We start from the raw sequence: 13,639 nt of genomic DNA, 5'->3' as shown, positions 1-13,639 counted from the left end.
TCTGATTCTGTTGAACCGTTTTATTAACAATCATTTTCCCTTTTTTGTCTTGAGGATTCTCAACGTATGGGTAAGTTGTCTCCATCCCCACAGGGATATCCGTGGGCCGAAGAAATTGCCAACAGCCTGAGTCACGGCGTTGGTCTGGTTTTCGGGATTGTCGGACTGGTGTTGTTACTGGTTCAGGCGACAGGCGATAACGCCAGCGCCATGGCGATCACCAGTTATAGTTTGTACGGCGGCAGCATGATTTTGCTGTATCTGGCCTCCACGCTGTATCACGCGATACCGCATCAGAAAGCCAAATACTGGCTGAAAAAACTTGATCACTGCGCGATTTATTTGCTGATCGCCGGAACCTACACGCCGTTCCTGCTGATCGGGCTTAACTCCCCGCTGGCAAAAGGATTAATGGCGGTGATCTGGGGGCTGGCACTGTTCGGCGTGATTTTTAAACTGGCATTCGCGCACCGTTTTGAGGTACTTTCGCTGGTCACCTATCTGACGATGGGCTGGCTGTCACTGATTGTGATTTACCAGCTTGCGACCACACTTTCTCTTGGCGGTGTGATATTGCTGGCGCTGGGCGGCGTGATATACACGCTGGGCGTTATTTTCTACGCCTCGAAACGCTTTCGGTTCGGCCACGCGATCTGGCACGGATTTGTGCTCGGCGGCAGCGCCTGCCACTTTTTAGCCATCTATTTTTATGTCTGATGTGTTTAATTCAATTCAGTAAAGGAAAGCGGAGCCTGATGCTCCGCTTTTTTGTGCCTGCTATTTCTTACCCGCGTCGTCCGACCACCATTGCACCAGTGAAGGCACCGGCCGCAGATCGTAATGCGCTTCGCCCAGCAGATGATTGAGGATTTTCGCCGATCGCCACGCAGTCAGTGTCAGTTGCCCCTCGGCGCTGCCGTGGCTGTGAATACCGGCATTCACCGCGTAAATGCGGTTCTGCTCCGGGCCGTCCCAGCGCAGATTGAAATTCGGCTGCAGCGGCAGATGCTGCTCGCGGTCATAAGGAATACGATCCAGCAATGGCTCGAGATAATCCGGCAAACCGGGACGGTAGCCGGTTGCCAGGATCACAATATCGGCACTGAAATGTTCCTCGCATTTTTCCAGCCCGTGTTTTGCCTGCAAACTGAAATCGCCGGCCGCATTACGCACGATATGATCCAGTGCACGGTGCGGCAACAAACGCACGTTACGCCGCTGATGCAGCACGTCGAAACGGTGATAAAGCTGCTTGTAGATGTCTTCCAGCGTGTGATAACTGATGCCATCAGAGGGCAGTTTTTGTGTTTCGATTTCCTGCTCGCGCACCTCTTCCGGCAGCGTATAAAAGTAATTCACATACTCCGGCGTGAAATATTCATTGGTGAAAATGGATTCATCCAGCGGCTGGAAGTTAGGGCGTCGTGATATCCAGCTCAGTTCGGTGAACTCGCCCCAGTGGCCGCTCAGCGCGTTGAGAACGATGTCGGCACCGCTTTGTCCGCCGCCGACAACGACCACACGTTTACCGGTGAAATCTGGCTCACGTAGTTCTATTTCTGCGGCGTGAAAACAGTTATCACCCAGCGCCGCCCGTGCCGGTTTTGGGATCCACGGCGCATGGCCGGTGCCGAGGCAAATATTGCGCGCGCGGTGCTCGCCTTTTTCACTCTGTACGATAAATTCCTGTCGCTTATCGTCGAAATCAATGCGCTCAACCGGTTCGGAAAAATGCAAACCCGCAATGCGGTCACACGCCCAGCGCAGATAGTCGGAAAACTCATCGCGGCTGATGATCAGCTGTTCCGTGGCCAGAAAACGGTAAATCTTCTTCTGATCAACCAGATAATTAATAAACGAAAATTCGCTGCGCGGCGCAACGGTAGTGACCAGATCCTGCAGGACGTAGGTCTGCATGGTCGCCGTGGGTAATAACATACCGGGATGCCAGCTGAATTCCGGGTTAGCATCAAAGAAAGCGGCGTTGAGTTTTTCTGTGTCTTTTGCCATGGCGGCGAGACTTAAATTAAAGGGGCCGATACCAATACCAATTAAATCCTTCACGGGCATCTTTCTGTTCCTTATGTTTTTAGGATATTTTGGAAACGACGTTATTAAGCATAGGTCAGCCGACAGCGGCTGACATTTTTCTCGATAACTTATCGAAATATTCCTAAACTCAGTCAGTTCGCCCTCTCTTTCTTAATGATTTAAAAGGATTTGCTATGACCCGCCTGCGCCGTTTTAAACAAGTTGATGTGTTCACCGCTGAGCCACTCAAAGGCAATGCATTGGCCGTGATATTGGATTCGGAAGGACTGACGGATGCCGAAATGTTTGCGATGGCCCGCTGGACCAATCTGGCGGAAACGGCGTTTGTGCTCAAACCGGTTTCACCCGAAGCGGATTACCGTGTGCGGATTTTTACGACCGACAAAGAGCTGCCGTTCGCCGGACATCCGACGCTGGGCACGGCGTACGCGCTGTTGCAAAGCGGGCTGAAGCCAAAAAACGCGGGATATCTGGTGCAGGAATGCGGTGTCGGGCTGGTGCAGGTGAAGCAACTGGCAGATGGCGGTCAGGCATTTTCCGCGCCGCCTGCGCAGATGAAACCGCTGGCGGCTGAACATCACACCTTGCTGGAAACCGCGCTGCGCGGCGGTAATATTCAGGCTGATGTCATGCCGGTTGCGGTTGATATGGGCATCATCTGGCTGGTCGTACGGATGGAAAGTGCGCAGGATTGCCTGAACATCACCGCCGATGCCGCGGCAGTCAGCCAGCTACAAAAACAACTCGGGATTAACGGCATCGCGGTGTACGGTTTACACGATAAAAATGGCCCGGCGGATTATGAAGTGCGGGCGATTATCGATGAGGACGGCGTGCTGAAAGAAGATCCGGTCACCGGCAGCGCCAATGCCTGTCTGGCCCGGGTGCTGAAAGCGGCGAATTTCCCGGATGGCGCTCAGATGGCACAAACTTACCGCGTGCGGCAGGGCACCAAACTCCAGCGCGATGGCCGCGTGACGGTCACGTTTGTGGATGGCGAACCCTGGATCGGTGGCGATACCTGTACGCTGATCGACGGCACGTTAGATCTCTGATCAGCGGGGCGTCAGCCCGTGCTGTGCCGTCTGTAACAGATGAATAAATGCCTGCATGTACGGCGTGGCGTTCAGGTTATGGCGGTGCAGCAGCCAGGTGCGGTTTTTTACCGTCGCGCCGTCCACGTTAATCGGGCGGCGGTAAAAATGCTCCGGCAGCGGTAAATAAGTGGCGACAATCGCGTAACCCAGCCCGTGTTCCACCATCGCCATGCACACTTCCAGTTTGTCGACTTCCATCGTGATAGTCGGCGCATGGGAAAAGTTGGCATTCCACCAGCGCTCAATCAGTTGTGTCACGTGCGGGCCGTGATGAATTTTTATCTGCGGCATGTGCGGCAGCAGGGCGAAATCAAAATCCTGACTGTTGATCAGCACGTAATCATCTTCCTCAATCAGATGCTTGCCTTCCTTCCAGTTAAAATCGTCCTTGACCAGCGCCATATCAATTTCCCCGCGCAACAGTTTCTGAATGATTTCCTCGCTAAAACCACTCATCAGATTCACGCGGATCCCCGGATGCGTCTGCCGGAACTGGCTGAGTAATGGTGGCAGACGGTACGCTGCATAGTTGCTCGACACGCCCAGCGAAATCTCTCCCTGCTGTTCCTGATCCAGACTGTGCAGATTGAGTTTCAGTTGCTGTAAATCGTTGAGCACGGTCAACGCGTGTTGCGCGAGATATTCCCCCTGCGCGCTGAAAACCAGTCCTTTTTGTCCTTCTTCAAACAGACGGATCGCCAGCTTGCGTTCAATCTGGCGCAAACGGTAACTGAGTGCGGGCTGAGAGGTATAAAGCTGCTCTGCCGCCCGGGTAATGTTTTTATGCTGATATACCGCCCGCAATATCAGCCAGTCTTTCTCGTTCATCGTTTTCCGCCGCCAGTAAAATCCCTCTGTCATAAAATAATTTTTGCGTAAAAGACGCAACAGATAAAAAGGCTCAATTTGACCGAAAACGTCAAAAGCCCTATTTCTGTAAGGCACAGAGACGTCTTATCGCAGTGCCAGATTGTATTCATCCGAAAATATTTTTTGGTTTTTTGCACCATCGCAGGGAATAAACATGTCGAATTGCACTACATCAGTTCATCACGCCGGGGAACCGAAAACTCAGATTATTGCGGCTGTGGATTCACTCGCCGCGCAGGCCAGCGCGCTGGCAATGAATATTCATGCCAACCCTGAACTCAGCTTTGAGGAAGTCGAATCCGCAGCGGCACTGATTGCACCACTGCGCGCGGCGGGGTTTGAGATTGAGGAACAACCTGGCGGCCTGGCGACGGCATTTCGTGCAACCTATGACAGTGGCAAGCCGGGTCCGGTGATCGCGTTGCTGGCGGAATACGATGCGCTGAAGGATCTGGGGCATGCCTGCGGACATAACCTGATTGGCACGGCATCCGTGACGGCCGCGCTGGCGCTGAAACAGCAATCGCATCTGCTGACCGGCAGGCTGGAAGTGATCGGCACACCGGCAGAAGAAGAGGGCGGCGGCAAAATTATTCTCAGCGAGAAAGGCATTTTCAACCATGTGGACGCCGTAATGATGTTCCATCCGCGCGACAAAACCATGGTGGTGCGCGGCGGGCTGGCGTGTGTCGATGCGGTGTTTAAGTTCTATGGCAAAGCGGCGCATGCGGCGTCGGCACCCCAAAATGGCATCAGCGCACTCGATGCGGTGATCCACACTTTCAACGGCATAAACGCCCTGCGTCAGATGTTCACCGATGATGTGCGCGTGCACGGCATCATTTCCGACGGCGGCAGCGCGACCAATATTGTTCCGGCTTATGCGGAGGCGAAGTTCCTGATGCGGGCCAGTACGGTCAGAGGGCTGAGCATTGTTAAACAAAAAGTGTTTGATGCGGCACAGGGCGCGGCGCTGATGGCCGGTGCGCGGCTGGAGGTTGAAGAAGGGCTGACCTACGCCGAGCGCAATAACAATCTGACGCTGGCGGAATACTTTAAACAGAATCTGGACATTCTGGGTGTGGAAGTGGTTCCGCCGCCGCTCAGTGGCGGGATCGGTTCTTCGGATATCGGCAATGTCAGTCAGATAACAGCGGCGATCCACCCGTATATCCGTATCGGTGATGTGCTGCCGCATACACCGGAATTTGCCAAAGCGGCCGGTTCCGGGGCCGGTTTGCAGGCCATGTTGCAGGCGGCAAAAGCGCTGGCGATGACGACAGTGGATTTATGTCAGGACGGCGCAAAACTTCAGGCCGTGCGGGAAGAGTTTTTAAACTGGAAGTCTCATTTTTAACTTAACAATCAAAATAATAACCTTGGGTAAGAGGACAGGATAATGATGAAAAAAACACTGGCGGCTGCCGTTATGGCACTGACGTTTGGCAGTGCGCTGGCACATGCCGAAGGCGAAACTTTGCGTGTCGGCGCAGATTTAAGTTATCCGCCATTCCAGTTCCGTGATGCGGCGGGCACGCCGACCGGCTTTGAAATTGACGTCACCAATGCCATCTGCAAAGAGATGAAAGTGAAATGTGACTATGTGGTCAGCAGCTTTGACGCTGAAATTCCTTCGCTGATCGCCAAAAAAGTGGATTTCATTTCGCCGCAGGGTGCGACCGAAAAACGTCGCAAAGTGATCGACTTCAGCGATTTTGTGTATCACATCCCGACCAAACTGGTGGTGCAAAAAGGCAGTCCGCTGTTGCCGACGCCGGAATCGTTGCAGGGCAAACGTATCGCAGTTCAGCAGGGGTCGATTCAGGAAATGTATGCCAATACTTTCTGGCAGCCGAAAGGGGTGGATGTGGTGGCATATGCCGATCAGGACACCATTTACCAGGATCTGGTAGCCGGTCGTTTAGACGGCGCGCTCAGCCCGGCGGTGGCGGTGACCTTTGGTTTCCTCAACAAACCGGAAGGCAAGAATTTTACCCTGACCGGCCCGGAAGTGCGCGACGACAAACTGTTCAGTATCGGTTCGTCGTACGGTCTGCGTAAAGGCGACGACCATATCAAACAACTGCTCAATGACGGGCTGGCGAAAATCATTGCCGACGGCACCTGGGAAAAAATTAAGACGCAATACTTCGGTCCGCTGGATATATCCGTTCATCAGGAAAAGGCTAAATAATCATGAGTTTGCGCCCGCCTGTTCGTGAGCATTTGTTACCGCTGATGGATGACCTGTTGCGCGAGTTTTCCGGGTTGCACCGGCTTTCCGGCTGCGATGATGCACAACGGGCGGCGCAGCACATGGTGTCTGTGTTGCAGGATCACGGACTGGATGCGCGGCTGATGCAGTGCCCGCTGTATCTCAGCGATCCCCTGGCCGGAAGATTGCGGCTGCCTGAATTTCCGCAATGGCAGTGCGACGCCAAAACCCGTTCGTTCTCGGCCCATTTTCCGCAGGGCGTGGAAGCACAGGGTTATCACGATGACGGCGCCTGTCAGCCGCGTACCGATCTTGAATGGCAACGTTGGGCGCAGGACGTAAAAGGCAAAATTGTGATTGCGGGGCAGGGCTTTGAAGATTACGTGCAACGCCTGTGCGCTGCAGGTGCCGCCGGACTTATCCATATCTGGGGGTCGGCTGAAACCGCACTGCATGAAGAAACCGTCGGGCCGGTCTGGGGGACGCCGGAACCGGATGATTTTCTGCGTTATCCGCGCTTGCCGGTGATTTCCGTTAATCATCAGGATGGTCAGCGTTTGCTGGCGCAGTATCAGCAACACCCGCTGATGACGCTGGAAATCGCCACGGAACTGAATTTTCACGTTGCTGAATGCAGCATGCCGGTGGTGGAAATTCCCGGCCGTTCGCCGGAGTTCGTTCTCCTTTCTTCACATTATGATTCCTGGCACGAAGGCGTCACGGATAACGCGACCGGTAATGCGCTTTGTCTGGCGATGGCAATTCATATTCATCAGCAACCACAAACGTTGCTGCGCGGACTGCGGATTATCTGGTGGCCCGGCCATTCCAACGCCCGTTATGGTGGCTCGGCCTGGTACGCTGACAACTACCGCCAGCAACTGAAACAGCATTGCGTGGCGCATATTAACGTCGATTCGCCGGGGTGTAAGGATGCGGTGAATGTTGTGCTCAATGCCAGTGGTGCGGAATCACAGACCTTTTTAAATGCGGCGGTGAAAGCCGTGACCGGTGAACCGGCGCAGCGCATTACCCCCCTGGGCAAAGGCGGCGATCAGTCATTCTGGGGAGGCGGTCTGCCACTGCATTTTGCCTTTCGTGAAGTCCCGCTGGAAAAAAACAGTCAGTCGCCGGGCAGCGGCGGCGGCTGGTGGTGGCACACGCAAGACGACACTTACGATAAAGTGGATCTGAATATTCTCTGGCGCGATACGCAAATCCACGCGCACTGGCTGGAAGGCCTGCTGACACAACCCGCGCTGCCGCTTGATCCGCTGGCTTACCTGAACGGTTTGCAGCAATCGCTGGCAGAACTCGCCGCCACAATTTCACCTGAATTTGATCTCTTTACCGTGGCTGAAAAATTACAACAATTACAGCCTGTTTTGAGCGAACTGACCACGAACTGGCAGGCGGATCCGCAGACCTGGCAGCGGCAACTGAAACAGGCGATCGCCGGTTTACATCGCCTGCGTTACAGCTCCGTGGATGACTTCCATTACGATCTGAGTTATCGCGGCGGTGCGTTCCCCGGTTTTCAGGAACTGGCTGCACGGCGGGAAGATACCTCGCCGGAAATGTGGCTGATGATGGCAACGCGCTTTCGCCGTCAGCGTGACCGTGCGCTGGCGCTGCTGGACAGCGTGGAGGCTATTTGTCGCTCATGACCAGCAGATACCGGCAGGGCTTGGTGCCGGGATTACTGAATGTGATGGGCAAATCAACGCCGAACGTCAGCGCATCACCCGCGGTTAACGCATATTTTTCATCATCATAATCAATCGTCAGCGACCCCTCCACCATCCATAAACGTTGTTTATAGGCCTGATGGCTCCAGCCCGGATAACTGACGCGAGCCGCCGCTGGCAGCGTAATTTCGACCAGTTCCGCGCCGCCGTTTTCCTCATGCGCCGTCACCTGACGGCGCAGATAACCGATATCCGGATCCTGCCAGACTTCCTGCTGCGCCAGCGGGCGCAAGGGTGCAGGCTGCTCGTTATCTTCTGACAGCAACTGCGCCAGCGACACGCCCAGACTGGCCGCGAGGCGGCCTAACAGACTGGCGCTCGGGCTGCTGTCCTGCCGCTCAATTTTCGAAATCATTGCCTTACTGACGCCCGAACTGCTGGCCAGTTGTTCGAGGCTTAAACCCTGAGATTTTCGCAAAGCCTGCAGGCGCGTGGCGATCAATTGGTCGATTGACATGAGGTAAGTTCCGTTGTTTACTTTTGTGGAAATAATTCTACTATAGTGGAATTAAACGCATAACGGAAGCCACCGGGGAACGACTGATGAAAATGATTACCTGCACTGAACGCCAGCATGCTGTCGCAATTTTGGATATCTTTAATGATGCGATTCTGACATCTACGGCGCTTTATGATTATAAGCCACGCCATATCGACAGCATGACATCGTGGTTTGCCACTAAACTGACCCATAACTTTCCGGTGATTGGGCTGGAAGACGCGCAGGGGACGTTACTGGGTTTTGCCAGTTATGGCACGTTCCGCGCCTGGCCTGCGTATAAATATTCGGTCGAGCATTCGATTTATATCCATAAAGATCATCGTGGAAAAGGGTTGGGCAAAATCCTGCTAAGCGCACTGGTGGAAGCTGCCCGTGAACGGGGCGTGCACACGCTGATTGGCGCCATTGATGCGGCTAACAGTGGCAGTATTGCCCTGCACGAAAAAAATGGATTCATCCATACCGGCACGATTAAACAGGCGGCTTTCAAATTTGATCGCTGGCTGGATCTGGCTTTTTATCAGATGATCCTCGAAACGCCCTTAAAACCGGTTGCAGGCTGAGGGCGCCGCGCTGAATGAGAAAGCAAGAGCCGGAGGGCGCGGGTGTTCACGGCGATTTATGCTGGCAGTTATCCAGTCGCAAACGTGAGGCATAAAATGTCAGGTAAAACAGAAGTCATCAAAGATAAGGCATGGGGAAATATTGCCTGTGTGCAGAGCCAGGATCCTCGCTGGCAGGCGGTCGTCAACTGTGATGCGAATGCGGATGGTAAATTTGTTTATGCGGTAAAAACCACCGGAATTTACTGCGCACCGTCGTGTCCGTCGCGGCAGCCTAATCCGGAAAATGTTATCTACTTTGATGATGCCGAAGCCGCAGAACAGGCAGGATTCCGTCCCTGCAAGCGTTGCCGTCAGGGGCTGATTTCACTGGCGCAGTTTCATGCTCAGCGTGTGGCTCAGGCCTGCCGGTTGCTGGAACAATCAGCCGACATGCTGACGCTGAATCAGCTGGCTGCCAAAGTGGGCATCAGTGCATATCATTTTCATCGCCTGTTTAAAGCACAAACCGGCGTGACACCTAAAGAGTACCAACAGGCGCAGCGAGCACGCCGGGTACGTGAAAAACTGGCAGATTCTGCGACGGTCACCGAGGCGATCCACGCGGCGGGCTATCCTTCTGATGGCCGGTTTTACGAAACCTCCGTGGCGACACTGGGTATGACGCCGCAAAATTTCCGCTCGGGCGGCCGTGATGTACGCGTCTGGTTTGCCATCGGTAAATCTTCTCTCGGCGATATACTGGTCGCCGAAAGTCAGCGGGGGATCTGCGCCATTTTGCTGGGAGATGATCCTGAAAAGCTGATTAACGAACTGCAAAACAGTTTTCCGCAGGCAGAATTACTGGGCGGTGATCCGGATTTCGAGCAGCGTATTGCCCTGGTCGTCGGCTTTGTGGAAGCGCCAGAGATGGGTCTGGATTTGCCGCTGGATATTCGCGGCACGGCTTTCCAGCAGCGTGTCTGGCAGGCATTGCGTGATATTCCGCCGGGAACAACAGCCAGCTATGCCGAGATCGCCAACAAAATTGGCTCGCCGAAATCCGTCCGCGCAGTGGCCGGGGCCTGCGCCGCGAACCTGCTGGCGGTCGCCATCCCCTGCCATCGGGTGGTGAAAACCGGTGGCAATATTTCCGGTTACCGCTGGGGGGTAGAACGAAAACGCAGTTTGCTGGCGCGGGAAGAGAAGGGCTGACTATACTGAGCAGACTTTATGATCTCATGAACTTTTTTATAACGAGGGATGCCGTGCCAGCCTGCACTTTACGGATTGCTGAACCCAAAGATATCGATGCTCTTGCTCAATTACATGTTGCCATCTGGCGTGATACTTATCGTGAGCTTGCTCCTCCGGAGGCTTTTGTGGCTCTCGATGTACCGCGTCGGCAAGCGTTCTGGCAGGATAAATTTGCACATCCTGCTGACGGTCAGGGCGTTTTTATTGCGGAAACTGATGGAGCATTCGCCGGATTTTGTCTGGCTTCGGCTTCCTCAAACCCGGAATTTGGCGACATGGCAGAAATCAAATTTCTGTATGTTTCTCCGGCATTTAAACGTCGGGGAATTGGCCGACTGTTGATCGCCAAAGCCGCAAAGCATCTTTCCGCTGAAGGTTTTCGCAGCGCAGGGTTGGGCGTTGTCGAAGGAAACGAACCGGCCATTCGTTTTTACCAGGCTTTAGGTGGCCGCGAAGCCGGACGATATACCGATGCCGGGCCACTCTGGCGCTCGCCTAACATAATCTATGCGTGGCCTGATATTACCGTGCTGACTGCACTGTAAATCCCCCTGGCGGTCAAACCCCCGCCTGCGTCAGTGAATAGCGCAGGCAATATTCACCCACGCAGTGTTTCCAGCCGTTGTTTTTGCTGACCTTCCGGCGTGAAATTATCTGCGCTTAACCAGCGTTCAAACGCGGCTTTCGACGCTGGCCATTCATAGTCGAGAACGGAATACCAGCAGGTGTCACGGTTGTGGCCTTTATTGATGATGGCCTGACGGAACATACCTTCATAGTGGAAACCAAAACGCTGTGCGGCCAGTTTTGATGGCTCATTCAGGCTGTGGCATTTCCATTCGCAGCGGCGATATTTCAGCGTATCGAACAGATAGCGTTGCAGCAGATAAATTGCTTCAGTGCCAAAACGCGTGCGTTTCATCAGCGGAGACCAGTTCACCCAGCCAATTTCGGCAACGCCATTCACCGCATCAATGCGCATCAGAGAAACACTGCCGACTGCGCGTTGTGTCTGCATATCGACAACCGCAAAGAACAAGGGATCCTCACTTCTGGCCTGTTGAGAAATAAACAGATCGCAATCAGCCTGGGTCGCAGGACGATCGACGGAGAGATATGTCCAGTCGCGATTATCATCAATGCTGTGCCAGGCCCTGAAGAGATCCTGACTATGGCGTTCAGCGTTCAGAGGCTCCAGACGACACCAGAGGCCGTCAAGCTGAACATGAGAAGGTCGTTCGCGGGGTTGCCAGTCGGGAAGGGCATCACCAATGGGTTGGCCGAAGTGGTTAAGGGTGGTCATAGCGTTTCCATTTTACTCTCAATGAACTTCCATAAAATCAGAATGGAATGACGCCTGCAACCGGCGCTTTAATAAAAATCCGGAAAGCGGGCGCTTAGCCCGCTTCGTTAATACAGGCCAGTTATAAGCATCCGGCACTGCCACAGATCCTGATTTTTTCCTCAACAACTTTTTGCATCGCCAGTTTTCCAGGCACGATGTATTTGCGGGGATCATTAGCATCCGGATGTTGTGCAAAATACTCTTTTACCGCGCCAGCAAATGCGATTTTCAGCTCGGTCGCAATATTGACTTTGCAGATCCCAAGCTCTATTGCCTCACGGATCATGCTTTCAGGAATACCGGACGCACCATGCAGGACCAGCGGGACATCGACCTGCTGACGGATTTGCCCAAGGCGGCAGAAGTCCAGTTTCGGTTCGCCCTGATACAGACCATGCGCGGAGCCAATCGCAACGGCCAGCGAGTCAATGCGTGTGGATTCAACAAAGTGCCTGGCCACAACGGGATCGGTGAAAAAACTGTCGCCTTCGTCTACCACCAGATCGTCTTCCTTCCCGCCAAGACGGCCGAGTTCTGCTTCGACACTGGCATCAAAGGCATGACACAACCGTACAGTTTCACACACGTGTTGGATGTTTTCTGCCAGCGGGAAATGTGAAGCATCAATCATTACGGAGCGGATCCCCGACCGGACTTTGTTTTCGATATCGCCCTGATCTTCATGGTGGTCCAGATGCAGCGCCAGTGGAATGCGATACTTCCGCGCAGCCTCATGGCATATCGAGATCAGGTAGTCTGTACCTGCATAACTGAATGTCCCCGGCGTTCCGGCAAGGATCACCGGAGAACTCATGGCTGCCGCCGTTTCTGCCACGACTTGTACCGTCTCGAGGTTGTGAACGTTGAAAGCCGGGACGGCGTAACCTCCGCGCTGAGCTGCGAGCAGCATTTCCCTGTTTGAAATCAGATACATTTTCTTAGCCTCCCGTCATATCCAGCAAAATCTTTCCCGTCATCGGCTTGCCAGCCAGTGCCGTGACGTCCCTGACAAACTCTGCGGGACGGGCAACACTGGCGATCAGGGGGGCCAGGTTTAGTTTATTCTCAGCAAAAAGCTGTATGGCAAGTCGCCACTCACTGCCCGGCCACGGAGAGGAATAGTTCATCCAACTGCCGAGCAAGGTCAGCTCTTTGCGCAGGATATGGCCGAAAGTAGTGACGTCTAAAGTCAGGTCTTTGTGTAAGGTGCCGACCAGCGCGATTTGCGCTTTGGGGCCTGCGATATTGAGAGACAAGGCCACGGTTTGCGCTGTGCCTGCTGTTTCAATAATCAGCTGATTAAAGCGCCGTTCATGAGTTTGCTGGCGGATTTCATCGGCGTTGCATATTGCGCTGTTATAAACGTGGCTGGCACCTGTTTCCTGCGCCAGGGAAAGGCGCTGCGGATTGATATCGATCGCTGTCACCGATTTAGCCCCCAGGGCGCTGGCTGCCTGAATAAGCAACTGCCCGATGGTGCCGGCTCCAATGACTATCACTTCTTTACCCTCACAGCCTCCTGCCAGCTTCAGGGCATGCAAGCCAACGGTGAGCGGTTCCAAAAAAGCGCCTTGCAGAAGTGAAAAATTCTCCGGCAATTTAAATAAGTTTTTACGCGAAACCACGATAAATTCAGCATGGCCGCCACTCCGTCGGGAGCCAATAAATTGATAATGCTTACATTGGGAATACGCTGTTTTGCGGCACTCTTCGCACTGAAAGCATGGCAATAAAGGTACGCAGGCCACGGCATCCCCCTCATATAAATCGCTGACTTCTTCTCCGGTGCTAACGACGTGACCACTGAATTCGTGGCCTAATGTGATGGGATAAAAATGTGAACTGCTGGCGAAAATACGCGGGATATCGGATCCGCAAAGCCCGGAGTAGGCAATGCGAACCAGAACCTCATCGGGTGCACTCAGCGTGGGAGCCGGTTGCTCTTCAATAGTTATCCTGCTGTCAGCATGTACAACAACTGATTTCATAGTCAGATTCCTTAAGCGGGGGA

Annotated in this window: 14 protein-coding genes; 8 read left to right on the top strand and 6 right to left on the bottom strand. The window is 53.8% G+C overall.

What is annotated here, in order from left to right:
• Window positions 1-66: 66 nt before the first annotated feature.
• On the top strand, window positions 67-717 hold the full coding sequence (gene trhA / locus HGO41_RS16325; protein WP_013576763.1) for a PAQR family membrane homeostasis protein TrhA: 651 nt from the start codon (window positions 67-69) through the stop codon (window positions 715-717).
• A 60-nt stretch (window positions 718-777) separates the two neighbouring features.
• On the opposite strand, the gene HGO41_RS16320 is transcribed toward trhA, so the two are convergent.
• Complete coding sequence (locus HGO41_RS16320) at window positions 778-2,070, bottom strand: lysine N(6)-hydroxylase/L-ornithine N(5)-oxygenase family protein (protein WP_013576762.1); 1,293 nt, start codon at window positions 2,068-2,070, stop codon at window positions 778-780.
• Window positions 2,071-2,225: 155 nt separating this feature from the next.
• Here HGO41_RS16320 and HGO41_RS16315 point away from each other — a divergent pair, with 155 nt between their 5' ends.
• Entirely contained in the window at window positions 2,226-3,107 is an 882-nt protein-coding gene (locus HGO41_RS16315) for a PhzF family phenazine biosynthesis protein (RefSeq protein WP_037036707.1), read from the top strand.
• Here HGO41_RS16315 and HGO41_RS16310 read toward each other — a convergent pair whose 3' ends face one another.
• Window positions 3,108-3,977, bottom strand: a complete 870-nt coding sequence (locus HGO41_RS16310; RefSeq protein ID WP_126125097.1) for a LysR family transcriptional regulator — start codon at window positions 3,975-3,977, stop codon at window positions 3,108-3,110.
• 196 nt (window positions 3,978-4,173) lie between these two features.
• Here HGO41_RS16310 and HGO41_RS16305 point away from each other — a divergent pair, with 196 nt between their 5' ends.
• From HGO41_RS16305 to HGO41_RS16295, 3 genes are read left to right on the top strand one after another with little or no spacing between them, the layout of a single operon-like run.
• Window positions 4,174-5,376: a M20 family metallopeptidase gene (locus HGO41_RS16305; protein WP_250981217.1), complete on the top strand. Its 1,203-nt coding sequence runs from the start codon at window positions 4,174-4,176 to the stop codon at window positions 5,374-5,376.
• Between the two features lie 42 nt (window positions 5,377-5,418).
• Window positions 5,419-6,213, top strand: a complete 795-nt coding sequence (locus HGO41_RS16300) for a transporter substrate-binding domain-containing protein (protein WP_250981216.1) — start codon at window positions 5,419-5,421, stop codon at window positions 6,211-6,213.
• A gap of 2 nt (window positions 6,214-6,215) precedes the next feature.
• On the top strand, window positions 6,216-7,901 hold the full coding sequence (locus HGO41_RS16295; protein ID WP_250981215.1) for a M28 family peptidase: 1,686 nt from the start codon (window positions 6,216-6,218) through the stop codon (window positions 7,899-7,901).
• On the opposite strand, the gene HGO41_RS16290 is transcribed toward HGO41_RS16295, so the two are convergent.
• Window positions 7,885-8,439, bottom strand: a complete 555-nt coding sequence (locus HGO41_RS16290) for a helix-turn-helix domain-containing protein (protein ID WP_250981214.1) — start codon at window positions 8,437-8,439, stop codon at window positions 7,885-7,887. The two genes, HGO41_RS16295 and HGO41_RS16290, sit on opposite strands and share 17 nt — an antisense overlap.
• Before the next feature lie 86 nt (window positions 8,440-8,525).
• On the opposite strand from HGO41_RS16290, the gene HGO41_RS16285 reads away from it, so the two are divergent.
• The 3 genes from HGO41_RS16285 (at window position 8,526) to HGO41_RS16275 (ending at window position 10,828) form a co-directional block, all read left to right on the top strand.
• Window positions 8,526-9,047, top strand: coding sequence for a GNAT family N-acetyltransferase (locus tag HGO41_RS16285; RefSeq protein ID WP_013576755.1), 522 nt, complete (start codon window positions 8,526-8,528; stop codon window positions 9,045-9,047).
• 96 nt (window positions 9,048-9,143) lie between these two features.
• Window positions 9,144-10,241 carry a bifunctional DNA-binding transcriptional regulator/O6-methylguanine-DNA methyltransferase Ada gene (gene ada, locus HGO41_RS16280; protein WP_153376497.1) on the top strand — a complete coding sequence of 366 codons (1,098 nt, stop codon included), beginning with the start codon at window positions 9,144-9,146 and terminating at the stop codon, window positions 10,239-10,241.
• Between the two features lie 53 nt (window positions 10,242-10,294).
• Window positions 10,295-10,828 (top strand): GNAT family N-acetyltransferase, encoded by a 534-nt coding sequence (locus HGO41_RS16275; protein ID WP_250981213.1) that lies wholly within the window; start codon window positions 10,295-10,297, stop codon window positions 10,826-10,828.
• A gap of 53 nt (window positions 10,829-10,881) precedes the next feature.
• Here HGO41_RS16275 and HGO41_RS16270 read toward each other — a convergent pair whose 3' ends face one another.
• The 3 genes from HGO41_RS16270 to HGO41_RS16260 form a co-directional block, all read right to left on the bottom strand.
• Window positions 10,882-11,586: a GNAT family N-acetyltransferase gene (locus HGO41_RS16270; RefSeq protein ID WP_112150852.1), complete on the bottom strand. Its 705-nt coding sequence runs from the start codon at window positions 11,584-11,586 to the stop codon at window positions 10,882-10,884.
• A 121-nt stretch (window positions 11,587-11,707) separates the two neighbouring features.
• Window positions 11,708-12,562, bottom strand: coding sequence for a tagatose bisphosphate family class II aldolase (locus HGO41_RS16265; protein WP_250981212.1), 855 nt, complete (start codon window positions 12,560-12,562; stop codon window positions 11,708-11,710).
• Window positions 12,563-12,566: 4 nt separating this feature from the next.
• Window positions 12,567-13,616 (bottom strand): alcohol dehydrogenase catalytic domain-containing protein, encoded by a 1,050-nt coding sequence (locus tag HGO41_RS16260; protein WP_013576750.1) that lies wholly within the window; start codon window positions 13,614-13,616, stop codon window positions 12,567-12,569.
• Window positions 13,617-13,639: the final 23 nt, after the last annotated feature.

It is taken from the genome of Rahnella sp. CG8 (assembly GCF_023701875.1).
In the GTDB taxonomy this organism is placed as follows: Bacteria; Pseudomonadota; Gammaproteobacteria; order Enterobacterales; family Enterobacteriaceae; genus Rahnella; species Rahnella aceris.
Note: the sequence above shows the minus strand (reverse complement) of the source record. Positions and strands in the feature narration are given on the sequence as shown.